The organism is Actinoplanes ianthinogenes, from assembly GCF_018324205.1.
Classification (GTDB): Bacteria; Actinomycetota; Actinomycetes; order Mycobacteriales; family Micromonosporaceae; genus Actinoplanes; species Actinoplanes ianthinogenes.
In genome coordinates, this window is sequence record NZ_AP023356.1 from 261,343 (window position 1) to 285,225 (window position 23,883).

Sequence of the window (23,883 nt, forward strand, 5' to 3'; positions counted from 1 at the left end):
GCGGCGTCCGGCGTGACAGCCACGCCGGTGACTTCCAGCGTGGCGGCCACGCCCGCGACGTCCGCGTCCGGCACCGCGGCCCCGAAGTCCGAGAGCACGGTCGCCTATCCGGGCATGACCTATCGGGGGCGGCTGCCGATCTGCCCGCACGTGGACCAAGATGCCCTGGTGCCCGCCGTGTACAGCGAGCGCGGAGAGGTGCGGACGCAGGACGGCTTCGGAAACGCCGATGGCTCCGCCATGGAGTGCAAGCTCTCGTTCGGCGGCACGGCGTACGGAAGCATTCGGATGTTGATCTGGGTCCATCCGGGCTTGCGGACCGCGAGGCACGACTACGACGTCCGTCGTGCCGAGATGGCGGATTTGCGGTGGCCCGGGACGCGCGGCGCGGTCGGGGGCCTGGGCACGAGGGCTTACGGGGAATACAAGCCGGTGTCGCCGTCGAGCCCAGGAGTCCGCATCCAGCCGGCCCGCCGGTGGTATGTGCTGCTGCAGCACGACAACCTGGTGATGCACGTCTTCATCGACGTACTGCGGCCGATGGGCACCAAGTTCCCGGACAGCGATCGGGCGTTCCAGCAGAAGCTCCGGCAGGCGCTCACCGGAACCCTGGCCAACCTGCGGGCACCCTAGCTCCTCCGTCGATCACGGCATCCCAAGAATGAAGGACTTCAGCCCTGAGCCCAGGTAAGTGGGCAGGAACGCCATCCTCAAGTCAGCCCGAACCGCACCGATTGTCTGTGACACATCTCGAAGCCAGTTGACTCCGGAAAGGGCTCTGTATGGCGCTCAAGAACCCACGTCCGATCGGCCCTGACGGTATCGGCACGTTGCCGGACGGCCAGTTCACCTCCGTCAGCGAGCACATCAACCGAACCGGGCTCGCCTACCTCGGAAAGCGCACCGGTGGGGACGGCAGCGTCACCCTTACCTACACCAACCGACGCGGCGAGCCGCGATCGCTGAACGCCAGCGAGTGGTTGAAGAAGTACAACGACATCTACTTCAACCCCATCGGGCATCGTCCGCCGCCTGCCGCGACCACTCGCACGGGTCCAGTCAAGGTGCCCCATCAGCCTGCCTCGGTTACGGGACGAAGCGCCTCCGGAGTACGGCTCTGGATCTTGGCTGGCATCTGCGTGCTAATCGGCTTGGGACTCTTTTACTCGGGATACTTGACAGCCATTGAATGACGAATGCCGCGGTCGTCGCGAATCGACGCGCGTCGAGCAAGATCAACTCACTCTGGTGCGACTGAGTTTGCGCGCGGTGTGGGCGCGGGCATTGCACGGTACATGGATGACGATCACTTTGCGACGTCGTACACCTTCGGCGGTGCGCTGGCACGTGCGGCGGCGGTGGTCGCCGCGTTCGTCGCGCCGGTGGTGCTCGGCGCGGCGGGAGCGACCGGGCTGTTCGGCACGGATCAGGTGTGGCAGCGGATCGCGTTCGTGCCCCTGGGTCTGATCGTCGGGGCCGTGTACGGGTACCTGGCACTGTTCCGGATCGCGTACCGGCTGCGGATCGTGGACTCGCGGCTGCACTGGCGTGCCGCGTTGCGTAGCGGCAGCGCGCCGCTGGCGGAGGTGAGCGAGGTGGTGCCGCATCCGAAGAACTACACGACCGTGGTGCTGACCGACGGCCGGCGGATCCACGTCGCCGGTGTCCATGACGTGTGGCCGTTCCTCAACGCATTGCGTCAGGCTGCCCCACATGTACAGATCAAACGGCCCTTCGGCCTGCTGGCACCACGATGGTTCGGGGCCGAGCGCTGACTGGCAACAACGGTGGCGCGGCGTCCGCACATGCCGCGATCCGGTTGTCCGGCCGACGTCGGTGGCGCCACGGGCTGTTGTGGCGGACCACGGGGGCGTAGTCCTCAGCGGCCCACTCCGCGACTACGGCGCGTCACCGAGACGGGAGTACCGAACGCCCGGATCGTGGCATGTGCGTGAAATGCGCGGTCATGGCGTGCACGGGATCATGGGCATATGCCGTTCCGTCCGCCGCCCGGCCACGCCGATCCCGATCCCCGATTCGACCCCTACCGCGAGCGCGCCGGCGTGCTCGCGAACCGGGGCGAGCCGTTCGGCGTTCTCTACCTGCGCTTGGACACATCCTGGCGGCACCTCGGTGGTCACCTCTGGTGGCGTCGCTGGTCAGAGCCACGCGAGCACGTCACCGGCTACCTCGCCCTGAACGACGGCGGATTCGACGACTTCGTCGAAGACGCGACCACCGTGGCCGAAGAGCTGGAGCACTGGGATCGCGGCCGGTTGCCCTACCGCGGCCTGCTGCTGACCGTCGAGTGGCTCGATGACGAGGGCTCCCGCCGAGCACGTTCGAACACCTTCGGACTCGATGCAAGTCACTGACCCGAGAGGCGGTTCCAAGCGACCAGCACGCGGATCACGGCATGTGAGGTATTCGGCTCGAAGTACACATCTCCTGGAGGACCTAGCACCTCCCGGGTTCTCGCTCAGATCCGCTCCAGTTGCCCGCTCGCTGCCCGCTGATGAGGCAAGATGGCGACATCTTGTTGCGCGGCCCGCGGGTTACGAGTCGACCTGCTTATCTGTCTGCCGCAGGGACCAAGACGCTCGGGGAGAACGGTGGCTACGTGGATCAACGTTTACAACAGCGACGACCCGTGGGACGAGAACCCGCCACTGCTCGGGTCTTTCGACTACGACCGAGTACTTCGCTTCAACGAAGCGGCGGCAGCGGTCGGTAGGAGCCGTTCTGGGCTCGGCACGACGGGTGACCCGTCACGCGAAACCATCAACGAGCAAGCCCTGCTGCGGACCGCATGCGGCCGTTGGGTATGTGAGCACTTCCTACAGCGGCCTTCTGACAAGCCCGAGGTGAACTACCGGTTCTACAGCGACGAGGTCGCTGCGAACTGGCTACGGAGCCACCACATGCAAAACGTAGTCGAGCACTACTTTGGGACGCCCGCTGCGATGCCGCCGGGCAGCGAGTTTCAGGCCGACGGCGACCTGATCCTCTTCCAGCCGGACGCCGATGCCTCGGCCAGAATTGACGCGTATGCCGCCAGCTTGGGCGTCGACCGCCGATACAGCCTGTACTGGCTACGACTCCAGGGCCTCGACCTGGCCGAGGCAACGACTGGGCCCGACAGTTCCGACACGTCCCAAGCAGCCGACCATCCTGGCTGATCTTTGCCGTCAACCATCAACTGTCCTGGCATGATGTGCAACCCTCCGCCGTCCGGATCGGGTTGTCACAGATACCTGCGGCATGAGCGGATACTTGACGAGGCGGCGCAGAGTCCGCGCCGACCACGGAAGGGCGAGCGTGCACGACGGCTATCAGGCAACGATTAGGGTCCGCAGCCTTAGCCCGTCACAACCATGCGTTTGGGGCTGACCGGAGGCACTGTGCGAGAAGATCATCCTGTCGACCAGTTGGTTGTTGCGCTGGAAGGGAATCCGGACGGATCGATCGTCGATGCGATGAGCGCGTCGGTCCAGCGGCTTGCGGGCCAGCGGACCTGGGTGGTCGATCCACCCGAGCTGCTCGATCAACTGGATGAGTCCGGCGTGCGTTGGGTCGGATTCGGACTCCGGATCTACACAGCCCTGCCGCCTTGGGGAGAGGAGATCGACCCCCAGGTGGACAGCGCCCACCTGGAGGAAGTCAGAGAGTTGACCGGTGAGGCCTGTCGGCTCTCGGACGAATACGACGCGTCTTTCCAGGTGGAGTATTCCGGTGAACTCGTTGGCATAGTTGAATCCGGCCGGATGGATTCAGGGCTCACGGACACCCTCATCGGTGAGTGGGAGCGGACTATCGCCACGCGAACCGGTAGGTGATCCACAAGGTGGGAGAGCGATATGAAACGCGCTCTCAACGGCATGACGGTGCACCGGGCAGCAGGCGCATAACGCCGCGGCCGGCTCGCCTGTAGGGCAGCAGAACAATGCACCGCTGACTGGGCTAGTCAGCTCATTCGCGTCAGGGAGCGAAGATAGCGTCTACGGTAAAAGCGCTGCGCGACTAACAGCAGGGGAAACGCCCATCGCCATCCGCCGCTGGCTGGGCGGGTCAGCGATCTGATCGTCAGCCAGACCTTCCCGTCGGATGAACGGGAGGCGATGAAGGCTTCTTCGCCGCTGACAGGATGCCCCACGAGCGTGCCGTACGAAAACCCACGCCGAGTGGGTTGGTCGACGACGGCAATCACCCGCACTGGCTCCCGGATCCTCACGGGCCCAACGCGTACGGTGAGCTGGTATTCGTTGGCGCTGCGTACCGCGCTATCGCCGCCGGCCGGAGACACCCGGAAACCGCTGAGGATCTTGACCCGCCAGCGTAATACCGCGGCCGCCACGGCCTCCCACCGTTCGACGCCCCTGCCGACACAGACCGTCTCCTCGAAGCTACGGTATCCGGATGGGTGTACCGACCACCTCGCGTCGGCCGGTCGGGTGCCTCCCACCGCGTCGTAGTTCAGCTCCCCCACTCCGTAATGTTCACAGGTAGGCAAGCCCCGCAGGGGGCCAACCGCAGCACCCGGGTCTCCGCTAGCCGGCACGGGCCACCGCCGCTCGGCGGACAGAAGAGTGCACCTGACTTGGCCATCCGCCAGTTTGATTGACGTGAGAGCGGACCTCCCATGTTTCATCGATGCCAATGCCACCGAACTGCGCCGGAGTTGGTTCAGAAATTCGGGGCTTCACTCAGTCGCGCTGACGTTCTAGCGGTGAGCTGCCGTCCCGGGGCCGGCGGTCGTCGCGTACAGCCCGGTACGCGCATCGGCGCAGCACGCCGGCCTGCAGCCGCCGATCAGCATCGCGCAACCGGTAGTAGCCGCGGATGACCTGGCTGAGCGGATGGGTGCCTGGGAAAGCGGCGGCGGTGAAGTCACGCAAGGCGTGTCCCCGCAGGGAACAGGTCCGCGCTACTCGGGCCGGGCATGGGGACTACCTTGCGAACGGTGTTTCCGGCTTCTTCGGTTCCGCCCTCAGCGAGGGCCGGCGGTGGGACGGCGCCACCGGGGTGACGCAGGCAGGTACGGCTGATCTCGCCTGGGATCTCCTCAGCTGCGAGCTGCCCCTGCCGATCGCTCTGCCCATGACGTCCAGATATTCGTGGGATCCGGGCGGAATCATGCCCAATCAGCGCTGACGGTAGGCGCCCTCGACGGCGCGGGCGCCTGCTTCGGTCCCGATCTCGGCACGGCTGGCCGGGTTGGCGCGGTAGTACCACAGAGTGAAGTTCAGGAAGTCCCGGTCGATGTGCAACCGCTCGGGACGGATCTTGAGCGTGCCGTCCCAACCGGCATGCCGACGGCCGAGCAGCCCGCGAACGGTGATCCCTTCCGGGCGCATCTGCAATCCCGGCCGGCCGTCGACCGAGAGCACCACCGCGAGCACCAGCGCGACAACGGCCAAGGCCAGGGACAAACCGGTGACCGCGTCTAACGGGACGAAATGGGCGTAGCTGCGGCCCGGCGTCCGCTCGAGCTCCAAGCCGCCGCCGGCCCACCAGCCCAAGTAGATCGCCAAGCAGCCGCTCCAACTCGGCGACGGTTCCGCCACAAACTCGAAACTCCAGGAAGCCGGCCGTTTCCTCGTCCGCCAGACGACCAGCGCGTAAATCGCGAATGGAACACCCAGCTCCACGATCAACGCCGCAGCGAAGACGAGCACACCCCAGTCGAGGCTCAGACCCCAGGATCGAGGGCTGACCCACACCTCCTGAGCCAGATGCAGGAGGAGCGCGAGGAGGGCGCAAGGCAGAGCGAGGAGACGGGTGGCGCGAGGGGACACGCGGGGAGCGTAGATCAAAAACCGCCTGACCTGCGACGACGTGATCAAGCCGATAGTCACTCGTTCCCCAAGATCAGCGAGTACCGCACGATCCGGACACCGCACCAGCACCGGCTCACCAGGAAGCAGAGCTGCAGTGAACGCCCACCTCGCCGCACGAGCCCAAGAATCGGTGTAGTCAAGGCACCGCAGTTCCTCCACCGTCAGGGGTCCGATCCGGTCGGGATCGCCGCCCGCACCCAACTACGCCTGGCCCGACCCCTGGCCGTCGATCTGCGCCGCCCCTAGGAACAACCGGCGCGACACAGATTCCGGTGCACCCAGCCGCCGGTGAGTCAGGATTCGCGTCGCGCTCCCGTACAGGCCACCCGCACGGCCGCTCGCCGGCGGCGGGTGGCCCGGGCTGGCGGCGCCAGGTCCGGACGGTGGTGTACCTGACGTTGCCGAGTCACGTGTCAAGATCGGTCCGTGGACCCAATCGAGATCGAACCAGCGGAGTCGGGCGGGTACAGCCTTTGGCTCGAAGCGGGCACCACCGACGTTGACGAGATCATCCGCAAACTCGGCCACGAGGCGAACGGCTACTTTCTGGGAAGGCATCGCCGAGCTCGTAGCATCGGACGCACCGAGTCTTGCGGGGCGATTCTCACCGGATCCGGAAGGCGGAGCCTTCTGCTCCTACAGCGACGACCGCGCCGTACTCGAAGACTTGGCCGCTCGGCTGCACAAGGTCGCAACAGAAGAGAGCAGACTGCGGCAACTCGTTGATCTGGCGGCCACCACCGGGTTCGAGTTCGACGACTGACGTTCCACGCTTCGCGCCAGAGCAGCCCTTCGATCGAATTCGGAACCGACTCCACGAACAAGCCAGCTGACCACCGCCGGACGCACATACGGCGCGGAAGGGAGCAGTAGTGGTCAGGGCTCGAGGTATTGATGACGTGGGAACAACCTGCTCAGACGGGGCAAACGGCATTCGACCTCGGCAAGACTGTCGGAGTTCCACGGCCGCCCGGCAAGTACTGTATCGAAGGGAAGGCGGTGACCCCGGGCGCTCAACGCCTCGTCCATGCCCTCCTCCTCACCCGTGACACGGTCATAGGCGGCGGGCGCCACGGATGCCAGCTCTTCCCAGCTCGGCCACTCCGTGTTGGCCCACTCCTGCGGCCGGCGCCCGGCGAGGGCCAGCACGGCGGGCACATCGACCAGGTTGTCCGGCGCCCGGGCTGCGTGCTGCCACCAGCGTTGCCCCTGGCCGATGAGCCACGCCTGGAAGTACCAGAAGCCATCACCGCTGCAGAGCCCGTCCATGACCTGGTTAGCGGCCCCCCACATGTCGAAGGTGTCGATCGGGCCGCGCACCGTATCGAGGTGGATCTGAAAATCCACGATGTGGTCTACGGCGATACGGCTGAGCCGGTATTCCAACCAGGCGGCTCTGCTCTGCGGGCCGGTCGTCTCCTCACCAGAGCGCTCCAAGAACCGCCAGAAGTCCTCCACGTCCACGGCGACGACCATAGCTCCGGCCGACCCATGTCCAGCCCTCCACCGCCACGGTGAAACCGGGATCGGTCGGCCAGCCCACGCCAATCGCGAAGGTCTGTCGGGACTCTTTGGCACGGCACCGACACGCGATCCGCACAGGAGCGCCACGCATCCACTGTCGACAGAACGACGCCCTGTTTATGCAGGTGGAAGGCCAAGAGAACCCATGGACAAGTGGGAAATATGGAGCTTGAAAGTCCGCGGTTCTTCCCGAATTCGTCAGCTCACGTTGATCGTGAATGTGGACGTTTCTCCGTCTTTGCTCGTCAGCGTGACCGGCCCGAAGATGATGATGGGAATGGCCGCACTGCCCGCGCCCCGATAGAAGCCGGTTGCGCGGGTGATCCGGACGGCAAGGGCTGACAGGGTCGCCGCGAGCTCCGCATCGGCCTGGACCCTGGGCTGGACAAGCGCCTGCTGACCGTGCCGCTCGGCCCAGTCCCGCACAGCGCGCGAGTCCCTGCTCATGGCGGCGAGGATTGATTCGTTGGCCCATGCCCAGAGCCATGAAGCAGTCGACGGGTTGTAGCTAGCGAGTATCTGGGCCGCGGCAGTCGCGGTCTTGTCCGCGAAAGTCCAGGTGATCATGCCGGTGCGCTGGTCGAGGTCCCACCGTTCCGCCGTGCCGAGACCCCAGGAAGCGTGCGCCTCAGCAAGCTGGTTGACCATGTCCTCGCCCTGCAACAGCAGGACGCCGAGATCGGTCTCACCCGCGTCCGACGCCTCACTTGACCTGCCCCTGCGCCCGAAAAGTCTCATGCGGCGAAGCCTTTCACACGGTCACGAGGTGCAGCTGCTCACGCGGGGCCCGAGGGCTGCCGGCGATGTGTGACGTAGGCGTCAATCTCGGCCAGTACCGCCGCCTTGCCCGCCTCGTCGAGGAACGAGTACCGCACGCCCTGACGTGCCAGCTCCGCGACCCCGTGCGAGTCCAGGTCGAGCAGGTCGGCGGCGACCTGGTACTCCCGGTTCAGCGTGGTCGAGAACATCGGCGGGTCGTCGGAGTTGATGGTCACCGGGACGCCCGCGGCCACCAGCTGGGGCAGCGGGTGCTCGGCCAGCGACGGCGCCGAGCGGGTGCAGACGTTCGAGGTCGGGCACACCTCCAGCGGGATGTCGTGCTCGCGCAGGTGGGCCATCAACTCCGGGTCGCGGGCGGCGGCGATGCCGTGGCCGATGCGTTCCGCGCCGAGGTGCCGCACCGCCTCCCAGACCGTCTCCGGCCCGGTCGACTCGCCGGCGTGCGGGACGCTGCGCAGCCCGGCGGCCCGGGCGGCGGCGAAGTGATCGGCATACCGGGCGCGGGGGATGCCCGCCTCCGGCCCGCCGAGCCCGAAGCTGACCAACCCGTCCGGGCGCTGCTTGAGGGCCACCTCCAGGGTGACGTCGGCGCCGGTCATGGTCGGCTCCCCGGGGATGTCGAAGCACCAGCGCAGCTGGATGCCGTGGTCCCGGGCGACCCGCCGCCGGGCGTCCTCCACCGCTTCGCAGTACGCCTCGGCCGAGATCCCCCGCGTGACCGACGAATACGGCGTCAGCGTCAGCTCGGCATAGCGCACCGACTGGGCGGCGAGCCCGGCGCCGATGTCGTAGGTGAGCGTGTTCAGGTCCTCGGCGTCGCGGATCAGGTCCACGACCGACAGGTACACCTCGACGAAGTGCGCGAAGTCGGTGAACGTGAAGTACTCGGCCAGCAGATCCGGGTCGGCCGGCACCGCCGTGCTCCCGGCGTGCCGCTCGGCCAGGCGAGCCACGGTCTGCGGGGTCGCCGACCCGACGTGGTGGACGTGCAGCTCCACCTTGGGCAGTCCGGCGATGAAGTCGGTCACGTCCGATGCCATGTATGCCTCCTGTACGGAGGCGCCCTTAAGACCAAGGACCGGGCCGAGCGTGGCGGACTTCCATCCGTCGCAGCGCCTCTCGAACCCGCCCCCGCACGCTAACAAGGCCGCCCAGCAACGACAACCATGTGATGCGAGGAAGGGCCGGCACGGATTGTCGTGATCCGTCGCCCACGCGACCCACCTCCCTCTCACCGATGCCGAAGCATGGCCCAGCTCGCCCGGGCCGGGAGAACGGCCGCAGTGCCAGAAGCCCGCAGTCCGCCTGCCGGCGCCGGTCCAGGTTCCCGATCTTGACCTTCCCAACACTGCCAAGTTCCGCTGCCTCGGTAGGGTGCCATCGTGGTGCGGACAGTGAATCCCGGCCCGGACGATCTGATCGACGAGCCGACCGAGCGCTGGCTCGACGACATGGATCTGGTGCTGGAAAACCTGCGGTTCGGCCTTCTGCCCCGGGATTTCCCGTTCGACTACTCCGCCGCGTCGCTCGACCTGCTCGAGCCGCTGATCGCTGCGGAGTGGCCTCCGGACGGCGACCTCGTGGACGACGACTTCCTCCGCGGGGCGCTCGCCTATGCCGGAGAGTCGTTGATGCGGGTCGCCGGCGGGCGGTGGCGCTGGTCGGACGGGCCGGTGGTGTCCTTCGACCCGGCACTCGGGCTCGCCGATCTGCCCCTCACCGGCGCGGCCTCGTTCGCCCGGCTCCATGCCGAGTTGACGGCTGCCGTGGCAGCGCGTCCCGGGTGGGAGCCGACGAAGCTGTGGACCCCCGCCGATCCAAGCGGCGACCCGCCCGCGCCACCGCAATTCGAGTCATGGTTGCGGCGGCAGGAGGCGGCGTTCGCGGGGTGGGCGGGCGGACCCTGGGATTTCTCGCCGCGCTCGATCGAGGCGCTGGAGCAGATGTTGTTGTCCACCGTCCGGGTCGGCGAGGGCACCGACCCGGACGCCGGCCACCCGACCATCGACGCGGCGGCCTGGTACTTCGGCGAGACCCTGATCCGCAACGGCGGCGGCCGCTGGACCTTCATCCCCGGCGAACCCAGCGCCTTCGACCTGACCAAGGGACGTCCGGTGGTCCGGCCGTCCGACCCCGACCGCAGCTTTGTGGTGCCCACCGTCTCGGTCGCGACCGTGCTGCAGCAACGAGCCCCGGGCCAACTCTCCTGGTGGCTCAAGCGGTACCTCGGGCCGTGAACACGGCCCCCTCGGGACGCCACGGTTCGCTACCGTGGGGAGCGCTTTGATGCGTGCTCGTCGATGAAGGGGGATGACGATGCACGGGCGATGGTGGCGGCGCGTCATCGGCGTCACGGTGAGCATGGTTCTCGCTCTGGCCGGTGTTCCGTTCGCCGGTGTCGCGCCGGCCGGCGCCGGGCTGCGCAACCCGCCAGGCGTGGGAGCGAGCTGCCCGAACTACGACAAGGTCAACCTCAGAAGGCTGCCGGGCCGCGACGGCCAGACCCGGTTACCGGAGACGAATCCGCCGCGCAGTTTCGAGTACGACTGGCCACTCGAAGCTCTCTCCCAACTGCCGCCACCCGGCTCCCCGCTACCCGGTGCGCCCACCCTCGCCGAGCTCGCCGCGATCGGCGCCGACCCGTATTCTCCAGCGCTCGACTACGACCCCTTCACAGGGCAGCTGGATCTGGCCGGACGGCCCCGCCGGGAGCTCATCGCCCGGTGGAACCGGGCGGTCGCCCAGCGGAACGCCGACGTAGCCGCCGGCAGAACTGACAAGAACGGCAAACCATACGAGCCGCTTTCGCTGAAGGACTGGCCCGCCCTGGTGGCCCGGGCGACCAAGGGGTCGCGCAACACGCCGATGGGCGACGCCTACGAAGAGCTGGTCCGCAGCACTCTCGGCCTCAGCGGAGAGCTCGGCTGGAAGTGCAACGAAAGCATGGAGAAGCAGGGCGGGGACAAAGACCGGTACTACGACGCCGTCAACCACCAGCTGCGGCTGATCTACGAGTTCAAATCCACCTGCACCATCAAGAAAGATCAGCTCGACAAAGACATCGCCTTCATGAAGCACCAGAAGACCCTGCCGGAGAATGAGCGTTACACCCTCGTCTACATCTTCGCCGAGGACTGCGGCAAGTATCGGAAAGCGATGGAGCAGGCGGGGATCCTGCGCTATGTGATCGCCGCCAAGGCGAAGGTGAAGGCGGTCGCGGCGGCCGCGGCCAGTCAGGGCGAAACCGCTGACTCCGACGCCACCAAGCAAGCCGACGCGGCCAAGGAGGCAGCCGGCGCGAAGGAAGCCGCTGCCGCACAGCAGGCCGCCGCCGCACAGCAGGCCGCCGCCGAAAAGGAAGCGGCCGCCGTGCAGGCCGCCGAGTCGGCTTTCACCGAGCCCGGGCAGGCGCCCGCGGCCGGTGCCGTGGTGCAGGCGGTGGCCGGTGTGCCGGCGACCGCGCGCGAGGCGGAGCAGGCGGAGCAGCTGCTGGTCAGCGCTTTGGCGCCGGGCGACGACGTGGACGATTGGACGGCCGACGAGCTCGGTGGCGTCGACTTCACGACGCTGGAGCTGCGCTACCTTGCCGATCCGACCAAGGGCAAGCCGGGTCTGCAGTATGCCTTCTCGGTGCGGCCCAACGCCGACGGTTCACCGTCGTGGGGCGGGGTACGCGCGTTGCAGGAGAACTCGGACTCGTTCTTCGTCTGGCTGGCCCTCGACCCGTCCCGGCTGTGGGTGAATCTGCACCCCGACGAGCCTGAGCGGATCATCGACCCGGAGCTCGGCCGCACCGACGCCGGGCGGGCCATGCTCGAAGCTGACCTGCAGATGAAGAAGACGGTGGCCAAGCTGATCCATCCGAATTCCCGGACCGGCGCAAAATTCTGGGATGCGATGCAGGGGATGGACTCCGGCGCCTGCCTCACCTTCCGGCAGTGGATCGTGCCCGCGCCTGCGACGGTGCGGGAGGACGACGGCGGGCTCTACATCGTCGACGCTCCGCTGTCGGTGAAAATGGAGAGCGAGCACAAACCGGCCCAGAACACCGGCCAGAACGCTGCGAACTGTCGCAGCAACAAGGCTGTCGACCAGCACAACGAGAAGGTGTTCCGGCAGATGATCCTGCCGCAGGTCGAGAAGACGGTGAACACCGCACCGGAGTACGAGCTGCTCCGTCGCGTCTACCTGACCCGCGTCGCGGCCGAGTGGTACAAGCAGCGCAGCCTCACGAAGGCGACGGCCCTGCAGGACGTGATCGGCAGCAACAGCACCGCCAAGTGGCCGGCGCGCACGAAGTGGAAGCCACGCGACGTGTTCGACAGGTTCGTGAAGTCCTACCGCGACGGCGAATTCACCGTAAAGCGGCGTACCAAGCGGGGCAACGTCATCACCACTACGACATATGTGTACGGCGGCGTCGACTTCAGCGCATCGCCCCGTACGGGTATGGAAGAGGCCGACTTCATCGCCGGACACGCGGAGCTGCCGGGCACCGTCGCGAAGGCGCGGCAGGCGCCTGTGGCGAACGACGACACGGTGTGGCTGGGCGGCGAGTCCGCCGACCGGGCAGATGGCCCACCCGCCGGGCGCAACGGCTCGATCCGCCGGATCGTGGTGCCGCTGGTCGCCACCGTCTCGGGCGTGATCGTCATCGGCGTCGTCACGGCGATGGCCATGCTGGTCTTCCGCAAACCACGGCGGCGTACCCGCTGACCACCGGCCGATCAGCGGACCAGCGGGCGGGCGAAGTCGAAGAGATCCACGACGATGCGCTGAGCGACCTTGTCGGACACCGGCATGTCGGCCTGCAGCCAGAGCACCCCGGACGGGAACTCGAACTGCATGCCCTTGTCCTCGGCATTCCAGATCGCGCGTACGTCATCCACCATGATGATCTTCTCGCCAGGTGCCGGATTCAGTTTGCGGCCCGCGTTCCACTTCACCCGGACGTAGTTGTCCCGCGCCGCGAACTCGTAGTTGCAGTAGCCGTTGGGCTTCACGACGACCCGGGGCACCCGCCGCTTGTGGCCGGTCGCGTCGGCGACGACGTCGGCGACCTGGAAGTTGTCCACATAGCCGCAGCCGTTGTCGGGCACGGACGACGGGTCCCTGGTGGGCACGATCGGGACGCCGGTGAAGTCGTCGAGGCGGAACATCGCCGTGCAGAATCCGGAACCGGTCTCGATCGCGGAGATGACCCCGTCCACGTGGATCGAGCAGCGCATCTTGGGGATGATCGCGCTGGCCGGGAAGTCGCGCGCGGGGCTCACCGACGCGGTCATGAAGACGGTGACGCCGAGGCTGCTGCTGAATCGGCTCGTGCCGGAGTAGGCCGGCAGGTTGTCGGGGATGGACTCGGTGGCGGAGACGCCCTCCGCTTTGGAGTAGGACATCATGCCCGCGCTGCTGGGCCCGAAGATCTCCACTACGTAGACCACGTCGTGGGGCTTGTCCGGCGGCAGCGTCGGGACGGCCGGAACCGCCGTCGGCGGTCGCGGGATCCCGTGGGTGCCGCGCACCGTGAAGAACACTCCGACCAGCGCGATCACGACGACGAGAACCACCGCGGCCCGGCGGATGAACGCCGGCGAACCACCGCTCCCGGCGGGCGCCGGCTCGGCCGCCGCTTGCTCCCCCACCGGTCGAGGCACCGAGCCCGCGTCCGGCGGCGGGCTCTGCTGCGGATCGCCGGCCAACGAACCACCCGGCGGCGGCGGACCATCCGGCGATTCACTCGACGGCGGCTGGGGCGGCGGACCGCCGGGGAGCGGGGGCGGCTGCGGGGCCGGACGGCCGCGGTGGAAATAGGCGTTCGCCGCCGGGCGGGTGAGTAGCACGACCGCCGCAAGGATCATGGCGACCGACAGCCCCAGCAGCGCGTAGTTCACCGGCTGGAACCAGCCCGGCAGCACGTCAGTCTCGTTGATCGCTCGGAAACCGGCCCGCTGGCTCAGGCGGTCCAGGTCGCCGCGGAGCTTCTGCAGCACGCCGGTCAGCACGCCCACGCAGATGACGGCCAGCACGCTGAGCCCGGCGAGGACGAAGACGGTGATGCGCGCGGCGCGTGAGCCCCGCAGCACGAAGAACGCCAGCACGGCCATGGCGATCGCCTGCAGCAAACGCACCAGGATCGTGCCGCCCGTCTGCAGCCACATGCCCGAGATCATGGTGTCGACGAGCTTCCGCGCGTCGGTGACACCCTCCGCGCCCAACTCCGTGACCAGCCGGGCGGCGTTGTCCTGCGCCATGCTGACCGCGATCATCCCCAACACGACGCCGATCACGCCGATCAGCGGAAGCATCAACAGCAGCAGCCCGGCGACGGAAACCACCCTGGGCCGCTCGGTCTCCACCTTGCCTGTCTCTTCGGCCATGACATCCCTCCGGCGTGCCCCAGGTGAGCCATTGTCGCGGACCCGCGCCATTCGCGGTGCCCCACGCGCACCACTACGCATAGACGGACGTCGAAATGTTCCCTACGGCCACCAGCTCATCTGACCGATTCCGACCATCACCGGGCCGGGCCCGTCCCGACGCGCGAGCTCCACTCGACGACCCTGGTGCGAGCCCTGCGCCCTGATCGACTCGGCGGGGCGCTTCCGGGCGTACCGAAAATGGGGTTGATCGGGGTTGCGTGGTTTCTGATAGGTTTGCCGGCGTGAACACCGGACCGGCCTTGAGCCACGCACGGATTGGCGACCCGGTGGATCGCTGACCGCCGCCCGATCGGCACGCGGACCGCCGCGCCGGCAGGACTCATCCCCTGTCGTTGTCGTATCGGAAAATGCGAGGTCAGCTCCATTGTCAGCCACCTTCAATCACACCATCATCGCTTCCAAGGACCGTGCCGAGTCGGCGCGTTTCTATCGCGAGCTGCTGGAGGCTCCGGCGGCTCCGTCGTGGGGCCCGTTCACCAACATTCAGCTCGACGGCGGCGTGCTGCTGCAATTCGCCGAGCCGCCGGTGGACATTCAGATGCAGCATTACGCGTTCTTGCTCGACGACGACCTGTTCGACCGGGCATTGGCCCGGTTGCGCGACGGCGGGATCGAGCATTGGGCGGATCCGCAGATGCGCCGGCCCGGCGAAATCAACAATGAGCACGGCGGCCGTGGTGTCTATTTCAAGGATCCCGCCGGTCATGCCATCGAATTGATCACGCGTCCTTACCTCTGACCGGCCGTCGCCGGGTGTCCACGTTGGCGGTCATCGCCGCGAGGACGCCCGGCAGGTCGGCGACGGTCGCGGCGGGCAGGCCGCGCACGGTTTCCTCGGCGAGCGCCGACCACAGCTGTTTGACCCGGTCCGCGAGCGCCTTTCCGGCCGCTGTCAGTTCGACAACGCTGGCGCGTTTGTCACCCCGGGCTTGCGTACGCCGAACGTGCCCGGACGCCTCCAATTTGCGCACCATGAGGGTGACACTCGGCGGTTCGCAGCCGAGGGCCTCGCTGAGCTGAGCCTGGATCCGCGGGCCGGTCCGGTCCAGTTCGAGCAGCAGCGCCTCCTGGCCGGGATGCAGCCCCAGCGGGGCGAGCAGCGTCGCCGCCCGGGCCCGATGCCGCAGGCTGAGCAGCCGAATCGCCTGGTTGAGCGCGTCCGCCTGGGCGAAGTCCATCGACGCCTCCTTGACAACGAAGGTTATGCGCATAACGTTATGCGCGTAACTAAATCTTACCTCGGAGGGTGGCATGGTCCTGCTGCTGGCATGCGTCTGTCAGTTCATGGTCATCCTGGACGCGGCCATCGTGAACGTGGCGCTGCCGTCGGTCCAGCACGATCTCGGCTTCACCGCCACCGGCCTGGCCTGGGTGGTGAACGGGTACTCGCTGACGTTCGCCGGGTTCATGCTGCTCGGCGGCCGGGTCGCGGACCTGTTCGGCCACCGGCGGATGCTGGTCGCCGGCCTCGGTGTGTTCTCGCTCGCGAGCCTGGCCGCCGGGCTCGCCGGCAGCCCCGGCCTGCTGGTGGCGGCACGGGCGGTCCAGGGCGTGGGTGCCGCGATGCTCGCCCCGGCGACGCTGGCCGTGCTCACCACGCACTTCACCGAGCCGGCGGCACGCAGCCGGGCCTTCGCGGCCTGGTCCGCGGCCGGCGGAGTCGGCGGGACGGCCGGGGCGCTCGCCGGGGGCGCGCTGACCACCGGGCTGTCCTGGCGCTGGGTCTTCCTGATCAACGTGCCGATCGGCGTGGTCCTGATCGCCGCGGCCCTGGTCACCCTGTCCGCCACCCGGGCGCCCGGCCGCCCGACGCTGGACCTGCTCGGGGCGGTGACCGGGACGGGCGGGCTGGCCGCGCTGATCTACGGCGTGATGCACGGGTCGGTGCTCCCGATCCTCGCCGGCGCGTTGCTGCTCGGAGTGTTCCTGCTGGTGGAGGCACGCTTCGCGAAGCAGCCGATGGTGCCGCTGCGGCTGTTCCGGATCCGCGGGGTGGCGGTCGGGGACGGCATGCTGTTCCTGTTCGGCGGGATCGCGGTGGCGATGTGGTACTTCACGTCGTTGCTGTTGCAGAACGAGCTCGGCTGCACCGCGCTGCAGGCCGGCCTCGGGCAGACCCCGGCGGCGGTGACGTTCGTGCTGGTCGCGCGGCTTTCCTCGGGGCTGGCGGCGCGGATCGCGGTGCCGGCCGGGTGCGCGTGTTTCGTGGCCGGGTTCAGCTGGCTGGCGCTGGCGGACGGCGGCTACCTGACCGCGGTGCTCGGGCCGACGCTGATCGTCGCGGCCGGGATCGCGCTGACCTTCCCGGCGATGATGGCGGCCGCCACCGCCGCGGTGCCGGACGGGGACGCGGGCACGGCGGGTGGGCTGGCCACCACGTGCAATCAGGTGGGGAGCACGGTGGCGCTGGCCGGGATGGCCACGGTCTCGGCCTACGACCACGTCTTCCTGATCGCGGCGGGCCTCGGCGCGGCGATCGCGGCCGTCAGCCTCCTGCTGCCCGGTTCCCAGCGCGCCGCCGCTGTCGCGTCCCACCACGCTTGACCGGCAGGACCGGCCGTAGCGTGTACGGATGCGGATCACCGTGCTGGGCGGGTGTGGCGCGTGGCCGGCGCCGGGCGGGGCGTGCAGCGGGTTCCTGGTCGAGCACGACGGATACCGGCTGCTGGTCGACGCGGGCTATGCGACGATGCCCCGGCTGCCGACCACCGACGTCGACGCCGTGATCGTCTCGCACGGGCATCCCGATCATTGCGCGGATCTGAATCCCCTGCTCAGGGCTCGGGCGTTGCGGGATGAGCCGGCGGCGGCGCTGCCGGTGTTCGCGCCGGCCGGGGCACTCGGCGCGGTGCTCGCGCTGGACCGCCCGGGGATGCTGGACGCCGCGCTGGACCTGCAGGAATTCGCGCCCGGGGACGGGTTCGAGGCGGGGCCGTTCCGGGTGGAGACGGCGCTGCTGCCGCACTGGGTGCCGAACGCGGGACTGCGCCTGACGGCGGGCGCGCACGTGCTCGCCTACACCGGCGATCGCGGCCCGAGCCCCGAGGTGGCCCGGCTCGCCCGGGATGCCGATGTCCTCCTGGCCGAGGCGTCCTACCTGGACGAGGTGCCGGACGACTCCCGCGCGTTCCTCGGCAGTGCGACCCTCGCCGGGCGGGAGGCTGCACTGGCCGGCGTGGGCCACCTGGTCCTCACGCACCTCTGGCCCGGGAGTTCGGCCGCTGCCGCGCTCGACGCCGCCCGCAGCCAGTTCACCGGTGACGTCGCCGTGGCCGAGTCCGGCCTGGTCAGCCGGCTCGGGTCCGCCTGAGCAGACCGCCGGGCCCGAGGGCGGCCCGGCGCGTGAGCGGGTGTAGACCGCCCGTCAGCGGGTGTAGACCGCGTCAGCGGGTGTAGACCGCCCGCCAGCGGGCGAGCAACCGCGAGTCGGGCGCGGCCAGTTCCTCGACCGAGATCTGGCGCAGGCCGGTCGTGGCGAAGGCGTCGATCTCGGCCCGGGTCAGTGGCCATGGTGGCCCTTCGCCCGGTGAGTCGGTCGCCGCCGCGGCGAGGACCAGCAGCGTTCCGCCGGGCGCGACGAACTCGCCGACCGCGCCGATCGCTCGCGCACGGATCTCGGTGGGCAGTGCCTGGACGTTGTTGCTCTCCAGCACCAGGTCGAAGGCCCGGTGCCAGTCCGCCGGCGGATCCAGCAGGTCGGCGACCCGGTAGTCGACCGGCGAGTCGGGGTGCCGCTCCCGGGCCAGGGCAATCGCCGTTTGGGAGATGTCAAAAGCGGTCACCGCATATCCCAGAGCCGCGAGGTGTTCGGCGTCGCGGCCGGGACCGCAGCCGACGACGAGCGCGGGTCGCCCCTCCCCCGGTGGCAGCGGGAACTCACGCAGGTTGACGCTGGCGGCCGCGACGTCCCACGGGACCGTGGCCCGGCCCTCCTCCGCCTCCGCGTAGAGCCGCTCGAACCAGCCGGTCGCGTCCCCCGCCGCCAGCGACTCCGCCGCGAACCGCCGGGTGTCGGTCACCGCGTCCGGCCGCGAGGCAGCGGGGTGAGCCGGTGCAGAGGCAGTGGGGTGAGCCGGCGGGGAGGCAGCGGGGTGGGTAGGCGCGGAGGCAGCAGGGATGGCCTGCGGAGAGCCAGCGGCGTAGGCCCCCGCGGAGGCAGCAGGGATGGCCTGCGGGGAGCCAGCGGGGTCGGCCGGCGGACAAGCACCGGGCTGGACCGGCAGGGAAGAATCGGAGCTGGTCATCGGGGGACGACTCGGCGCAGCTCGCGGAGGGCCTGGCGGCGGACGTCACCGGTGAGGGTGTCGATGTAGAGGCGGCCGTCCAGGTGGTCGGTCTCGTGCTGAAGCGCCCGGGCCAGGAAGCCGCTCCCGTGGATCACCAGCGGTTCCCCGTGCTGGTCGAAGCCCCGGGCGGTCACCGACATGGCTCGTTTCGTGGAATAGCCGAGCCCGGGCAGCGACAGACAGCCCTCCTCGTCCTCCTGCTCGCCGTCAAAATCGGACAGGACCGGGTTCACCAGATGCCCGACCTGCCCGGCCACGTTGTAAGAGAACACCCGCAGGCTGACGCCGATCTGCGGGCCGGCCACACCGGCGCGGCCCGGCTCCCGGACGGTGTCCTCCAGGTCACGCACGATCTCCCGCAGATGCGCGTCGAAGTCGGTGACCGGGTCGGCCGGGGTGCGCAGGACCGGGTCGCCATATAGCCGGATGGGCCGAACTGTCATGCCTCAAACCTTATCCGCTCGTTACGGGCGCGGTGGGAGGAGGTGGCGACGGGCGCAGTAGGAGGAGGTGGCGACGGGCGCAGTAGGAGGAGGTGGCGACGGGCGCAGTAGGAGGAGGTGGCGACGGGCGCAGTGGGAGGTGGTGGCGACGGGCGCAGTGGGAGGTGGTGGCGACGGGCGCAGTGGGAGGAGGTGGGAACGGGGCGCCAGCGACCGGCAGGTCAGGAGTCCGGGGTGACCGCTCGGGACAGGGCTACCCCCGCGACGATCAGGGCCAGGGCGGCGACCCGGCCCGGGGTCAGCGGGTCCTTGTGGACGATGACGCCCAGGGTGATGGCGCCGATCGCGCCGATGCCGGTGAACACGGCATAGGCGGTGCCGACCGGCAGGCCCTTCATCGCCAGCGACAGCAGGTAGACCGCCACGGCGGCGAGCGCGAAGCAGAGCAGGGTCGGCAGCAGGCGGGTGAAGCCGGCCGTCGGTTTGATGCTCTGCGACCAGGCGACCTCGACCAGCCCGGCGGCGATCAGCAGCAGCCAGCTCACCGCTCGCCGCCGATCCCCCGAGCCGTGTCGGCGGCGACGAGTTCGTCGAGCAGTGGCCCGACGATCGCCCACGCTGCGGTGCGCATCGCCTCGGCGGCCCGGGCGATGCCGGTGAGCCGGTGGGCCAGGACGTGGTCGCCCAGCTCGGTCCAGGCCTCGCCGATCTGCGGGACCGGGGTGAGCGCCAGATCCCGGTGCGGGTAGCGGCCGCCGGGGCGGGACGAGCGCCAGGAGTCGGCGACGGCGCGCCGAGCGCCGGCGTCGAGGTGCAGCTGGGTGACTGAGGGCATGATCGGCTCCCGATCGAGACGGTTAACCGGACACAGCGTCCGGTTATCTCGACCCTAGCAACTGGACGGCCTGTCCGGTTATTCCGGCCTGCCGTAGGCTGTCGAGGTGGAGACGAGGGAACGGGCGGACGCGGCCCGCAACCGGGCCAAGGTGCTCGCCGCCGCGGCCGGGCTGTTCGCGGCCGGGGATTCCCGGACGGTCACCATGGAGGACATCGCCCGGGCGGCCGGGGTCGGCCGGGGCACGCTCTACCGCCGTTATCCGGACGTCGCGTCGATCGCCACGGCCCTGCTCGACGAGCACGAGCGGACCTTGCAGGAGGCGTTGCTGCGTGGTGACCCGCCGCTGGGGCCGGGGGCGCCGCCGGCGGAGCGGCTCGCCGCCTTCCTCGCCGCCATGGTCGACCTGCTGGAGCAGCACAGTCATCTCTTGCTGGGCGCCGAGGCCGGGCCGCGGCGGTTCGCGACCGGCGCCTACGGCTTCTGGCGCGCCCATGTCCTGGCACTGCTGCGGCAGGCCGGCACGCCCGATCCGGACGCTCTGGCGGACACGCTGCTCGCGCCGCTGGCTCCCGAGGTCTTCCGGCACCAGCGCACCCAGGGCATCTCCACGGATCGCCTCAAGGCCGCGCTGGCCCACCTCGCGAGCGCCATGGCGGGTCCGGCGACCGGCTGAGGCGCGGCGGCGATCAGGCGGCCTCGCCCAAGGCGCCGACCGGCAGGCGTCAGGCGGCAGCAGCGACCACCGAAGGGACGTCAGGAACAGCCACAGGCACGGCCGGAACCGCAGAAGCGGCGACAGGCACAGCCAAGACCGCAGAAGCGGCGACAGGCACGACCGGGAACGCAGAAGCGGCGGCAGGCACGACCGGAACCGCAGGAGCAGCGACAGGCACAGCCAGGACCGCAGAAGCCGCGACAGGCACACCCGGAACCGCAGAAGCGGCGACCGGAACGGGCTGGAGGCCCTCGAATCGGATGGCGGTCAGCCCGGACGCCACGGCCCGGTCGATGACCGTGATGGTCGCGGCCTCCCGGTGAATCCGGTGGGCCGGGTCGGCGACGCCGGCGAGCAGGCGCTGCCAGTTCCGGTAGTGGTTCGCGAACGACGACCGGCGGACCTTGCGGTTCCGTGCCCGCTGACCGGCCAGCGCCTCCCGGGCCGCCACGTCCAGCAGCAGCAGGTGGGTCCGCCGCCCGGCCCGCCGCGCCGCCATGGCGATCAGCTTGCGGACCCAGGAGCGGGTGCCGCTCTCGTGCACCACGATCGACTCGTCGCCGCGCAGCGCCCGGAACAGCCGCACGTAATGCGCGGCGTGCACCAGCGGCCGCCAGTACCGATACGGCACCGCCCCGAAGTACGGACTCCACTCGACCCGGGCCCGCTCCGAGTCCAGCAGCCGGACCCCGGGCCGCGGGAAGAGCCGCTTCAGCAGTGTGGTCTTGCCCGCGCCGGGCACCCCGGCGACCACCAACACGGAACGCGCCGGGTAGTTCAGCTCACCGACCCGCTGCCCGCGCAAGTCCTGGCCGGCAGCGACCATGACGGGGGCGAGGTGAAGGGTGGTCATCGATCGGTCCAATCCCGCCGTGGCAGGAACCGAACTCCGGCACGAGCACCGAGACCCCGGCCCCTGTCCCGGCGACAACGTCACCAACAGGGCCGAAGGTCTGGTCCACCCCGGGCGAACCCCGAGGCCCGGCCGCCGGGTGCCCGAAGGCTCCAGGATGTCGAACGACCGGCGAAGGACTACTCCCCTTCGCGGCACAGCATACCGCCCGGCGCAAGTCCCGCTCAGGCGGCGAAGAGGCTCGACCGCTCGCGCAGCAGCAGGTGCTTCAGCTTGATCAGCGACCGCCGGGTCTGGCTCTTCACCACGGTGACCGGCACGTCCAACTCCTCCGCGACCTGCTCGACGCTGTGGTCGGCGAAGAACCGCAGCAGCACGATCGAGCGGTCACGGGCGGGCAGCCGGCCGAGCGCGTCCATCATCGCGATCCGCAGGTCCCGGTTCACCGAGTAGGACGGTTCGCGCATCTCGCCCGGCGTCGCTTCGGTGGAGCTGCGCCGGCGCCGGTAGTCGAGGTACGTCCGCAACAGCACCTTCTGGGCGTACGCCGAAAGGTTTTCGCTCATCGCGGCCCGCTCCCAGCTCAGGAACAGCTTGGTCAGCGTGGTCTGGGTCAGGTCCTGGGCGAGATGCCAGTCACGGCAGAGCTGGAAGGCGGTGCTGTGCAGACGCGGGGAACTGTCCGACGCGAAGCGCGTGAACTCCTCGGTCGTCGCGGGCGCGCGACAGGGCGCCGGACCAGGGGGGTCGAGGAGTTCAAGCATGGCCAGGGTGTCGCCTTCTGTGCAGCGGCGGCGGCTCGCATCGCCACTGTGGACCGTCTCGGTGAAACGCGAGCGCCAAGGTACGCGCTCCGTCCCCGTTCGTGGGGGCGGACGGTGAGAGTGGCACGCAATAGGTAGAGAAGGCTCGGAAGCCACTATGAGCGGGCTGTGACCCGGTTCTCCAGCGCCGCGCGCAGCGGTCCGGCCTTCGCCGCGGCCTCGGCGACCTCGGCCTGCGGGTCGCTGTCGGCGGTGATCCCGCCGCCGGCCCAGGCGTGCACCCGGGTGCCGTCGACCGCCACGGTCCGGATGCTCAGGCCCAGGTCGAGGTGGTCGTGACCGATCCAGCCCAGGGCGCCCATGCTCACCCCGCGCCCGACCGGCTCCAGGGCCGCGATCTGGTCGAGGGCGGCGAGCTTCGGCGCGCCGGTGACGCTGCCGCCGGGGCAGACCGCGCGGAGCAGGTCGGCGAGCCCGACATCGCCGTCCAGGGGCGCGGAGACGACCGATTCGGCCTGCCAGAGACCACACCATCGGCGGACCGCGAACAGCTCGTCGACGCGCACCGGCCCGGTCCCGGGCAGCCGGGCGAGGTCGTTGCGCTCCAGGTCGACGATCATGACGTGCTCGGCGCGTTCCTTCGCGGAGGCGAGCAGGTCCCGGCGCCCGGCCTCGGTGGCCGGGCGGGTGCCCTTGATCGGGCGGGTGAGCACCCGGCCGTCGCGGACCTCGACCAGGGTCTCCGGCGAGGCGGTGGCGAGCGCCCAGCGTCCCTCGGCGTCGCCGAGGACGCCGCCGTACTTGGCGCCGGGCAGGGCCGCGACGCGGCGCAGGGCCGCGGTCGGATTTCCGACGTACGCCGCGGCCGCGTGCCCGACCACGTTGACCTGGTAGACGTCGCCCCGCCCGATCGCCTCGCGGACCTGCTCAACGGCGTGCGCGTGCTGTTCTGGGGTCCAGCTGGCCTGCCAGGGGTGCAGTTGCCAGCCCGGTTCATGCTGAGCTGAACCGGGAGCACCCCGGTTGGTGTGTACCCAGACGACGGCGTACACGTCCGGAACCACAGGGACCGGACTGGGGCCGCCCGGAGTGGCGTTGATCATCACGCATCCGGCATCCGCGGATACGTACAGCGACGCTCCGCAAATATCGGAATAGCCGTCCGGTTGAGATTTGTCATCCGAACGGCCAAGGTTTCGCACCGCTAGTCCGTTGTCTCCGAGAAACCCGGTCAGAAGCTCGGCAGGGTCACCGGAATCACCCCGGTGCCACTCGAAGACACGTAACGCATGGTGACGGGCATGGCAGGCGGTCGGAGCCGCCGGCGGAGCACCGGGAGGAGGTGCCGGAGAGTGGTCACCGGACCCCTGCGCGTGGACCATCGATACGGCGAAACCGCGGGC

The 23,883-nt window shown here is 69.3% G+C and carries 28 protein-coding genes; 13 read left to right on the forward strand and 15 right to left on the reverse strand.

Annotated elements, in window-relative coordinates:
- Positions 1-27: 27 nt before the first annotated feature.
- From Aiant_RS01255 to Aiant_RS01280, 6 genes are all read left to right on the forward strand, one after another.
- Positions 28-633: a hypothetical protein gene (locus tag Aiant_RS01255; RefSeq protein WP_189335696.1), complete on the forward strand. Its 606-nt coding sequence runs from the start codon at positions 28-30 to the stop codon at positions 631-633.
- 149 nt (positions 634-782) lie between these two features.
- Positions 783-1,193, forward strand: a complete 411-nt coding sequence (locus tag Aiant_RS01260; RefSeq protein ID WP_189335695.1) for a hypothetical protein — start codon at positions 783-785, stop codon at positions 1,191-1,193.
- Between the two features lie 102 nt (positions 1,194-1,295).
- Entirely contained in the window at positions 1,296-1,775 is a 480-nt protein-coding gene (locus tag Aiant_RS01265; protein ID WP_189335694.1) for a hypothetical protein, read from the forward strand.
- 216 nt (positions 1,776-1,991) lie between these two features.
- Positions 1,992-2,375: a hypothetical protein gene (locus Aiant_RS01270; RefSeq protein ID WP_189335693.1), complete on the forward strand. Its 384-nt coding sequence runs from the start codon at positions 1,992-1,994 to the stop codon at positions 2,373-2,375.
- Positions 2,376-2,612: 237 nt separating this feature from the next.
- Positions 2,613-3,179, forward strand: coding sequence for a hypothetical protein (locus Aiant_RS01275; RefSeq protein ID WP_189335692.1), 567 nt, complete (start codon positions 2,613-2,615; stop codon positions 3,177-3,179).
- A 195-nt stretch (positions 3,180-3,374) separates the two neighbouring features.
- Complete coding sequence (locus tag Aiant_RS01280; protein ID WP_189335691.1) at positions 3,375-3,836, forward strand: hypothetical protein; 462 nt, start codon at positions 3,375-3,377, stop codon at positions 3,834-3,836.
- Between the two features lie 128 nt (positions 3,837-3,964).
- On the opposite strand, the gene Aiant_RS01285 is transcribed toward Aiant_RS01280, so the two are convergent.
- The 3 genes from Aiant_RS01285 to Aiant_RS01295 form a co-directional block, all read right to left on the reverse strand.
- On the reverse strand, positions 3,965-4,486 hold the full coding sequence (locus tag Aiant_RS01285) for a DUF1990 domain-containing protein (RefSeq protein WP_212846902.1): 522 nt from the start codon (positions 4,484-4,486) through the stop codon (positions 3,965-3,967).
- Between the two features lie 217 nt (positions 4,487-4,703).
- Complete coding sequence (locus Aiant_RS01290) at positions 4,704-4,895, reverse strand: hypothetical protein (protein ID WP_189335690.1); 192 nt, start codon at positions 4,893-4,895, stop codon at positions 4,704-4,706.
- A 246-nt stretch (positions 4,896-5,141) separates the two neighbouring features.
- A complete protein-coding gene (locus Aiant_RS01295) occupies positions 5,142-5,795 on the reverse strand; it encodes a hypothetical protein (protein ID WP_189335689.1) in 654 nt (217 codons plus the stop codon).
- Between the two features lie 541 nt (positions 5,796-6,336).
- Here Aiant_RS01295 and Aiant_RS01300 point away from each other — a divergent pair.
- Complete coding sequence (locus Aiant_RS01300) at positions 6,337-6,600, forward strand: Imm51 family immunity protein (protein WP_229831264.1); 264 nt, start codon at positions 6,337-6,339, stop codon at positions 6,598-6,600.
- A 113-nt stretch (positions 6,601-6,713) separates the two neighbouring features.
- Here Aiant_RS01300 and Aiant_RS01305 read toward each other — a convergent pair whose 3' ends face one another.
- The 3 genes from Aiant_RS01305 to Aiant_RS01315 all read right to left on the reverse strand — a co-directional run bounded on the left by Aiant_RS01305 (position 6,714) and on the right by Aiant_RS01315 (position 9,181).
- Complete coding sequence (locus Aiant_RS01305; RefSeq protein ID WP_189335688.1) at positions 6,714-7,301, reverse strand: DUF4240 domain-containing protein; 588 nt, start codon at positions 7,299-7,301, stop codon at positions 6,714-6,716.
- 258 nt (positions 7,302-7,559) lie between these two features.
- Complete coding sequence (locus Aiant_RS01310; RefSeq protein ID WP_212846903.1) at positions 7,560-8,099, reverse strand: DUF6882 domain-containing protein; 540 nt, start codon at positions 8,097-8,099, stop codon at positions 7,560-7,562.
- Between the two features lie 38 nt (positions 8,100-8,137).
- Positions 8,138-9,181, reverse strand: a complete 1,044-nt coding sequence (locus tag Aiant_RS01315) for an adenosine deaminase (RefSeq protein WP_189335687.1) — start codon at positions 9,179-9,181, stop codon at positions 8,138-8,140.
- A 342-nt stretch (positions 9,182-9,523) separates the two neighbouring features.
- Here Aiant_RS01315 and Aiant_RS01320 point away from each other — a divergent pair, with 342 nt between their 5' ends.
- A complete protein-coding gene (locus Aiant_RS01320) occupies positions 9,524-10,378 on the forward strand; it encodes a hypothetical protein (RefSeq protein WP_189335686.1) in 855 nt (284 codons plus the stop codon).
- A 73-nt stretch (positions 10,379-10,451) separates the two neighbouring features.
- Positions 10,452-12,857, forward strand: a complete 2,406-nt coding sequence (locus Aiant_RS01325) for a hypothetical protein (RefSeq protein WP_189335685.1) — start codon at positions 10,452-10,454, stop codon at positions 12,855-12,857.
- Positions 12,858-12,868: 11 nt separating this feature from the next.
- Here Aiant_RS01325 and Aiant_RS01330 read toward each other — a convergent pair whose 3' ends face one another.
- On the reverse strand, positions 12,869-14,518 hold the full coding sequence (locus Aiant_RS01330) for a hypothetical protein (RefSeq protein ID WP_189335684.1): 1,650 nt from the start codon (positions 14,516-14,518) through the stop codon (positions 12,869-12,871).
- 427 nt (positions 14,519-14,945) lie between these two features.
- Between Aiant_RS01330 and Aiant_RS01335 the strand changes: the two genes are divergently transcribed.
- Complete coding sequence (locus Aiant_RS01335) at positions 14,946-15,320, forward strand: VOC family protein (protein WP_189335683.1); 375 nt, start codon at positions 14,946-14,948, stop codon at positions 15,318-15,320.
- Here the strand turns inward: Aiant_RS01335 and Aiant_RS01340 are convergent.
- A complete protein-coding gene (locus tag Aiant_RS01340; protein WP_189335682.1) occupies positions 15,301-15,759 on the reverse strand; it encodes a MarR family winged helix-turn-helix transcriptional regulator in 459 nt (152 codons plus the stop codon). The genes Aiant_RS01335 and Aiant_RS01340 overlap by 20 nt on opposite strands.
- A gap of 73 nt (positions 15,760-15,832) precedes the next feature.
- Between Aiant_RS01340 and Aiant_RS01345 the strand changes: the two genes are divergently transcribed.
- Together Aiant_RS01345 and Aiant_RS01350 are read left to right on the forward strand one after the other, a co-directional pair.
- Entirely contained in the window at positions 15,833-17,125 is a 1,293-nt protein-coding gene (locus tag Aiant_RS01345; protein ID WP_189335681.1) for an MFS transporter, read from the forward strand.
- A gap of 28 nt (positions 17,126-17,153) precedes the next feature.
- Positions 17,154-17,891 (forward strand): MBL fold metallo-hydrolase, encoded by a 738-nt coding sequence (locus Aiant_RS01350; protein WP_189335680.1) that lies wholly within the window; start codon positions 17,154-17,156, stop codon positions 17,889-17,891.
- Positions 17,892-17,964: 73 nt separating this feature from the next.
- On the opposite strand, the gene Aiant_RS01355 is transcribed toward Aiant_RS01350, so the two are convergent.
- The 4 genes from Aiant_RS01355 to Aiant_RS01370 all read right to left on the reverse strand — a co-directional run bounded on the left by Aiant_RS01355 (position 17,965) and on the right by Aiant_RS01370 (position 20,145).
- Positions 17,965-18,600, reverse strand: a complete 636-nt coding sequence (locus Aiant_RS01355; protein WP_212846904.1) for a class I SAM-dependent methyltransferase — start codon at positions 18,598-18,600, stop codon at positions 17,965-17,967.
- 221 nt (positions 18,601-18,821) lie between these two features.
- The gene (locus tag Aiant_RS01360; RefSeq protein ID WP_189335679.1) at positions 18,822-19,310 is read right to left on the reverse strand and encodes a peptide deformylase; all 489 of its coding nucleotides are present in this window, start codon (positions 19,308-19,310) and stop codon (positions 18,822-18,824) included.
- A gap of 221 nt (positions 19,311-19,531) precedes the next feature.
- The gene (locus Aiant_RS01365; protein ID WP_189335678.1) at positions 19,532-19,855 is read right to left on the reverse strand and encodes a DMT family transporter; all 324 of its coding nucleotides are present in this window, start codon (positions 19,853-19,855) and stop codon (positions 19,532-19,534) included.
- Positions 19,852-20,145, reverse strand: coding sequence for an NADPH-dependent FMN reductase family protein (locus tag Aiant_RS01370; protein ID WP_212846905.1), 294 nt, complete (start codon positions 20,143-20,145; stop codon positions 19,852-19,854). Before Aiant_RS01370 ends, Aiant_RS01365 begins: the two co-directional genes overlap by 4 nt.
- A gap of 106 nt (positions 20,146-20,251) precedes the next feature.
- On the opposite strand from Aiant_RS01370, the gene Aiant_RS01375 reads away from it, so the two are divergent.
- Positions 20,252-20,821: a TetR/AcrR family transcriptional regulator gene (locus Aiant_RS01375; protein ID WP_189335677.1), complete on the forward strand. Its 570-nt coding sequence runs from the start codon at positions 20,252-20,254 to the stop codon at positions 20,819-20,821.
- 49 nt (positions 20,822-20,870) lie between these two features.
- Here the strand turns inward: Aiant_RS01375 and Aiant_RS01380 are convergent, their stop codons facing one another.
- The 3 genes from Aiant_RS01380 to Aiant_RS01390 all read right to left on the reverse strand — a co-directional run bounded on the left by Aiant_RS01380 (position 20,871) and on the right by Aiant_RS01390 (position 23,862).
- Positions 20,871-21,716, reverse strand: a complete 846-nt coding sequence (locus Aiant_RS01380; RefSeq protein WP_189335676.1) for an AAA family ATPase — start codon at positions 21,714-21,716, stop codon at positions 20,871-20,873.
- 224 nt (positions 21,717-21,940) lie between these two features.
- Positions 21,941-22,480: a SigE family RNA polymerase sigma factor gene (locus Aiant_RS01385; RefSeq protein WP_189335675.1), complete on the reverse strand. Its 540-nt coding sequence runs from the start codon at positions 22,478-22,480 to the stop codon at positions 21,941-21,943.
- 155 nt (positions 22,481-22,635) lie between these two features.
- Entirely contained in the window at positions 22,636-23,862 is a 1,227-nt protein-coding gene (locus Aiant_RS01390; RefSeq protein ID WP_189335707.1) for a chorismate-binding protein, read from the reverse strand.
- Positions 23,863-23,883: the final 21 nt, after the last annotated feature.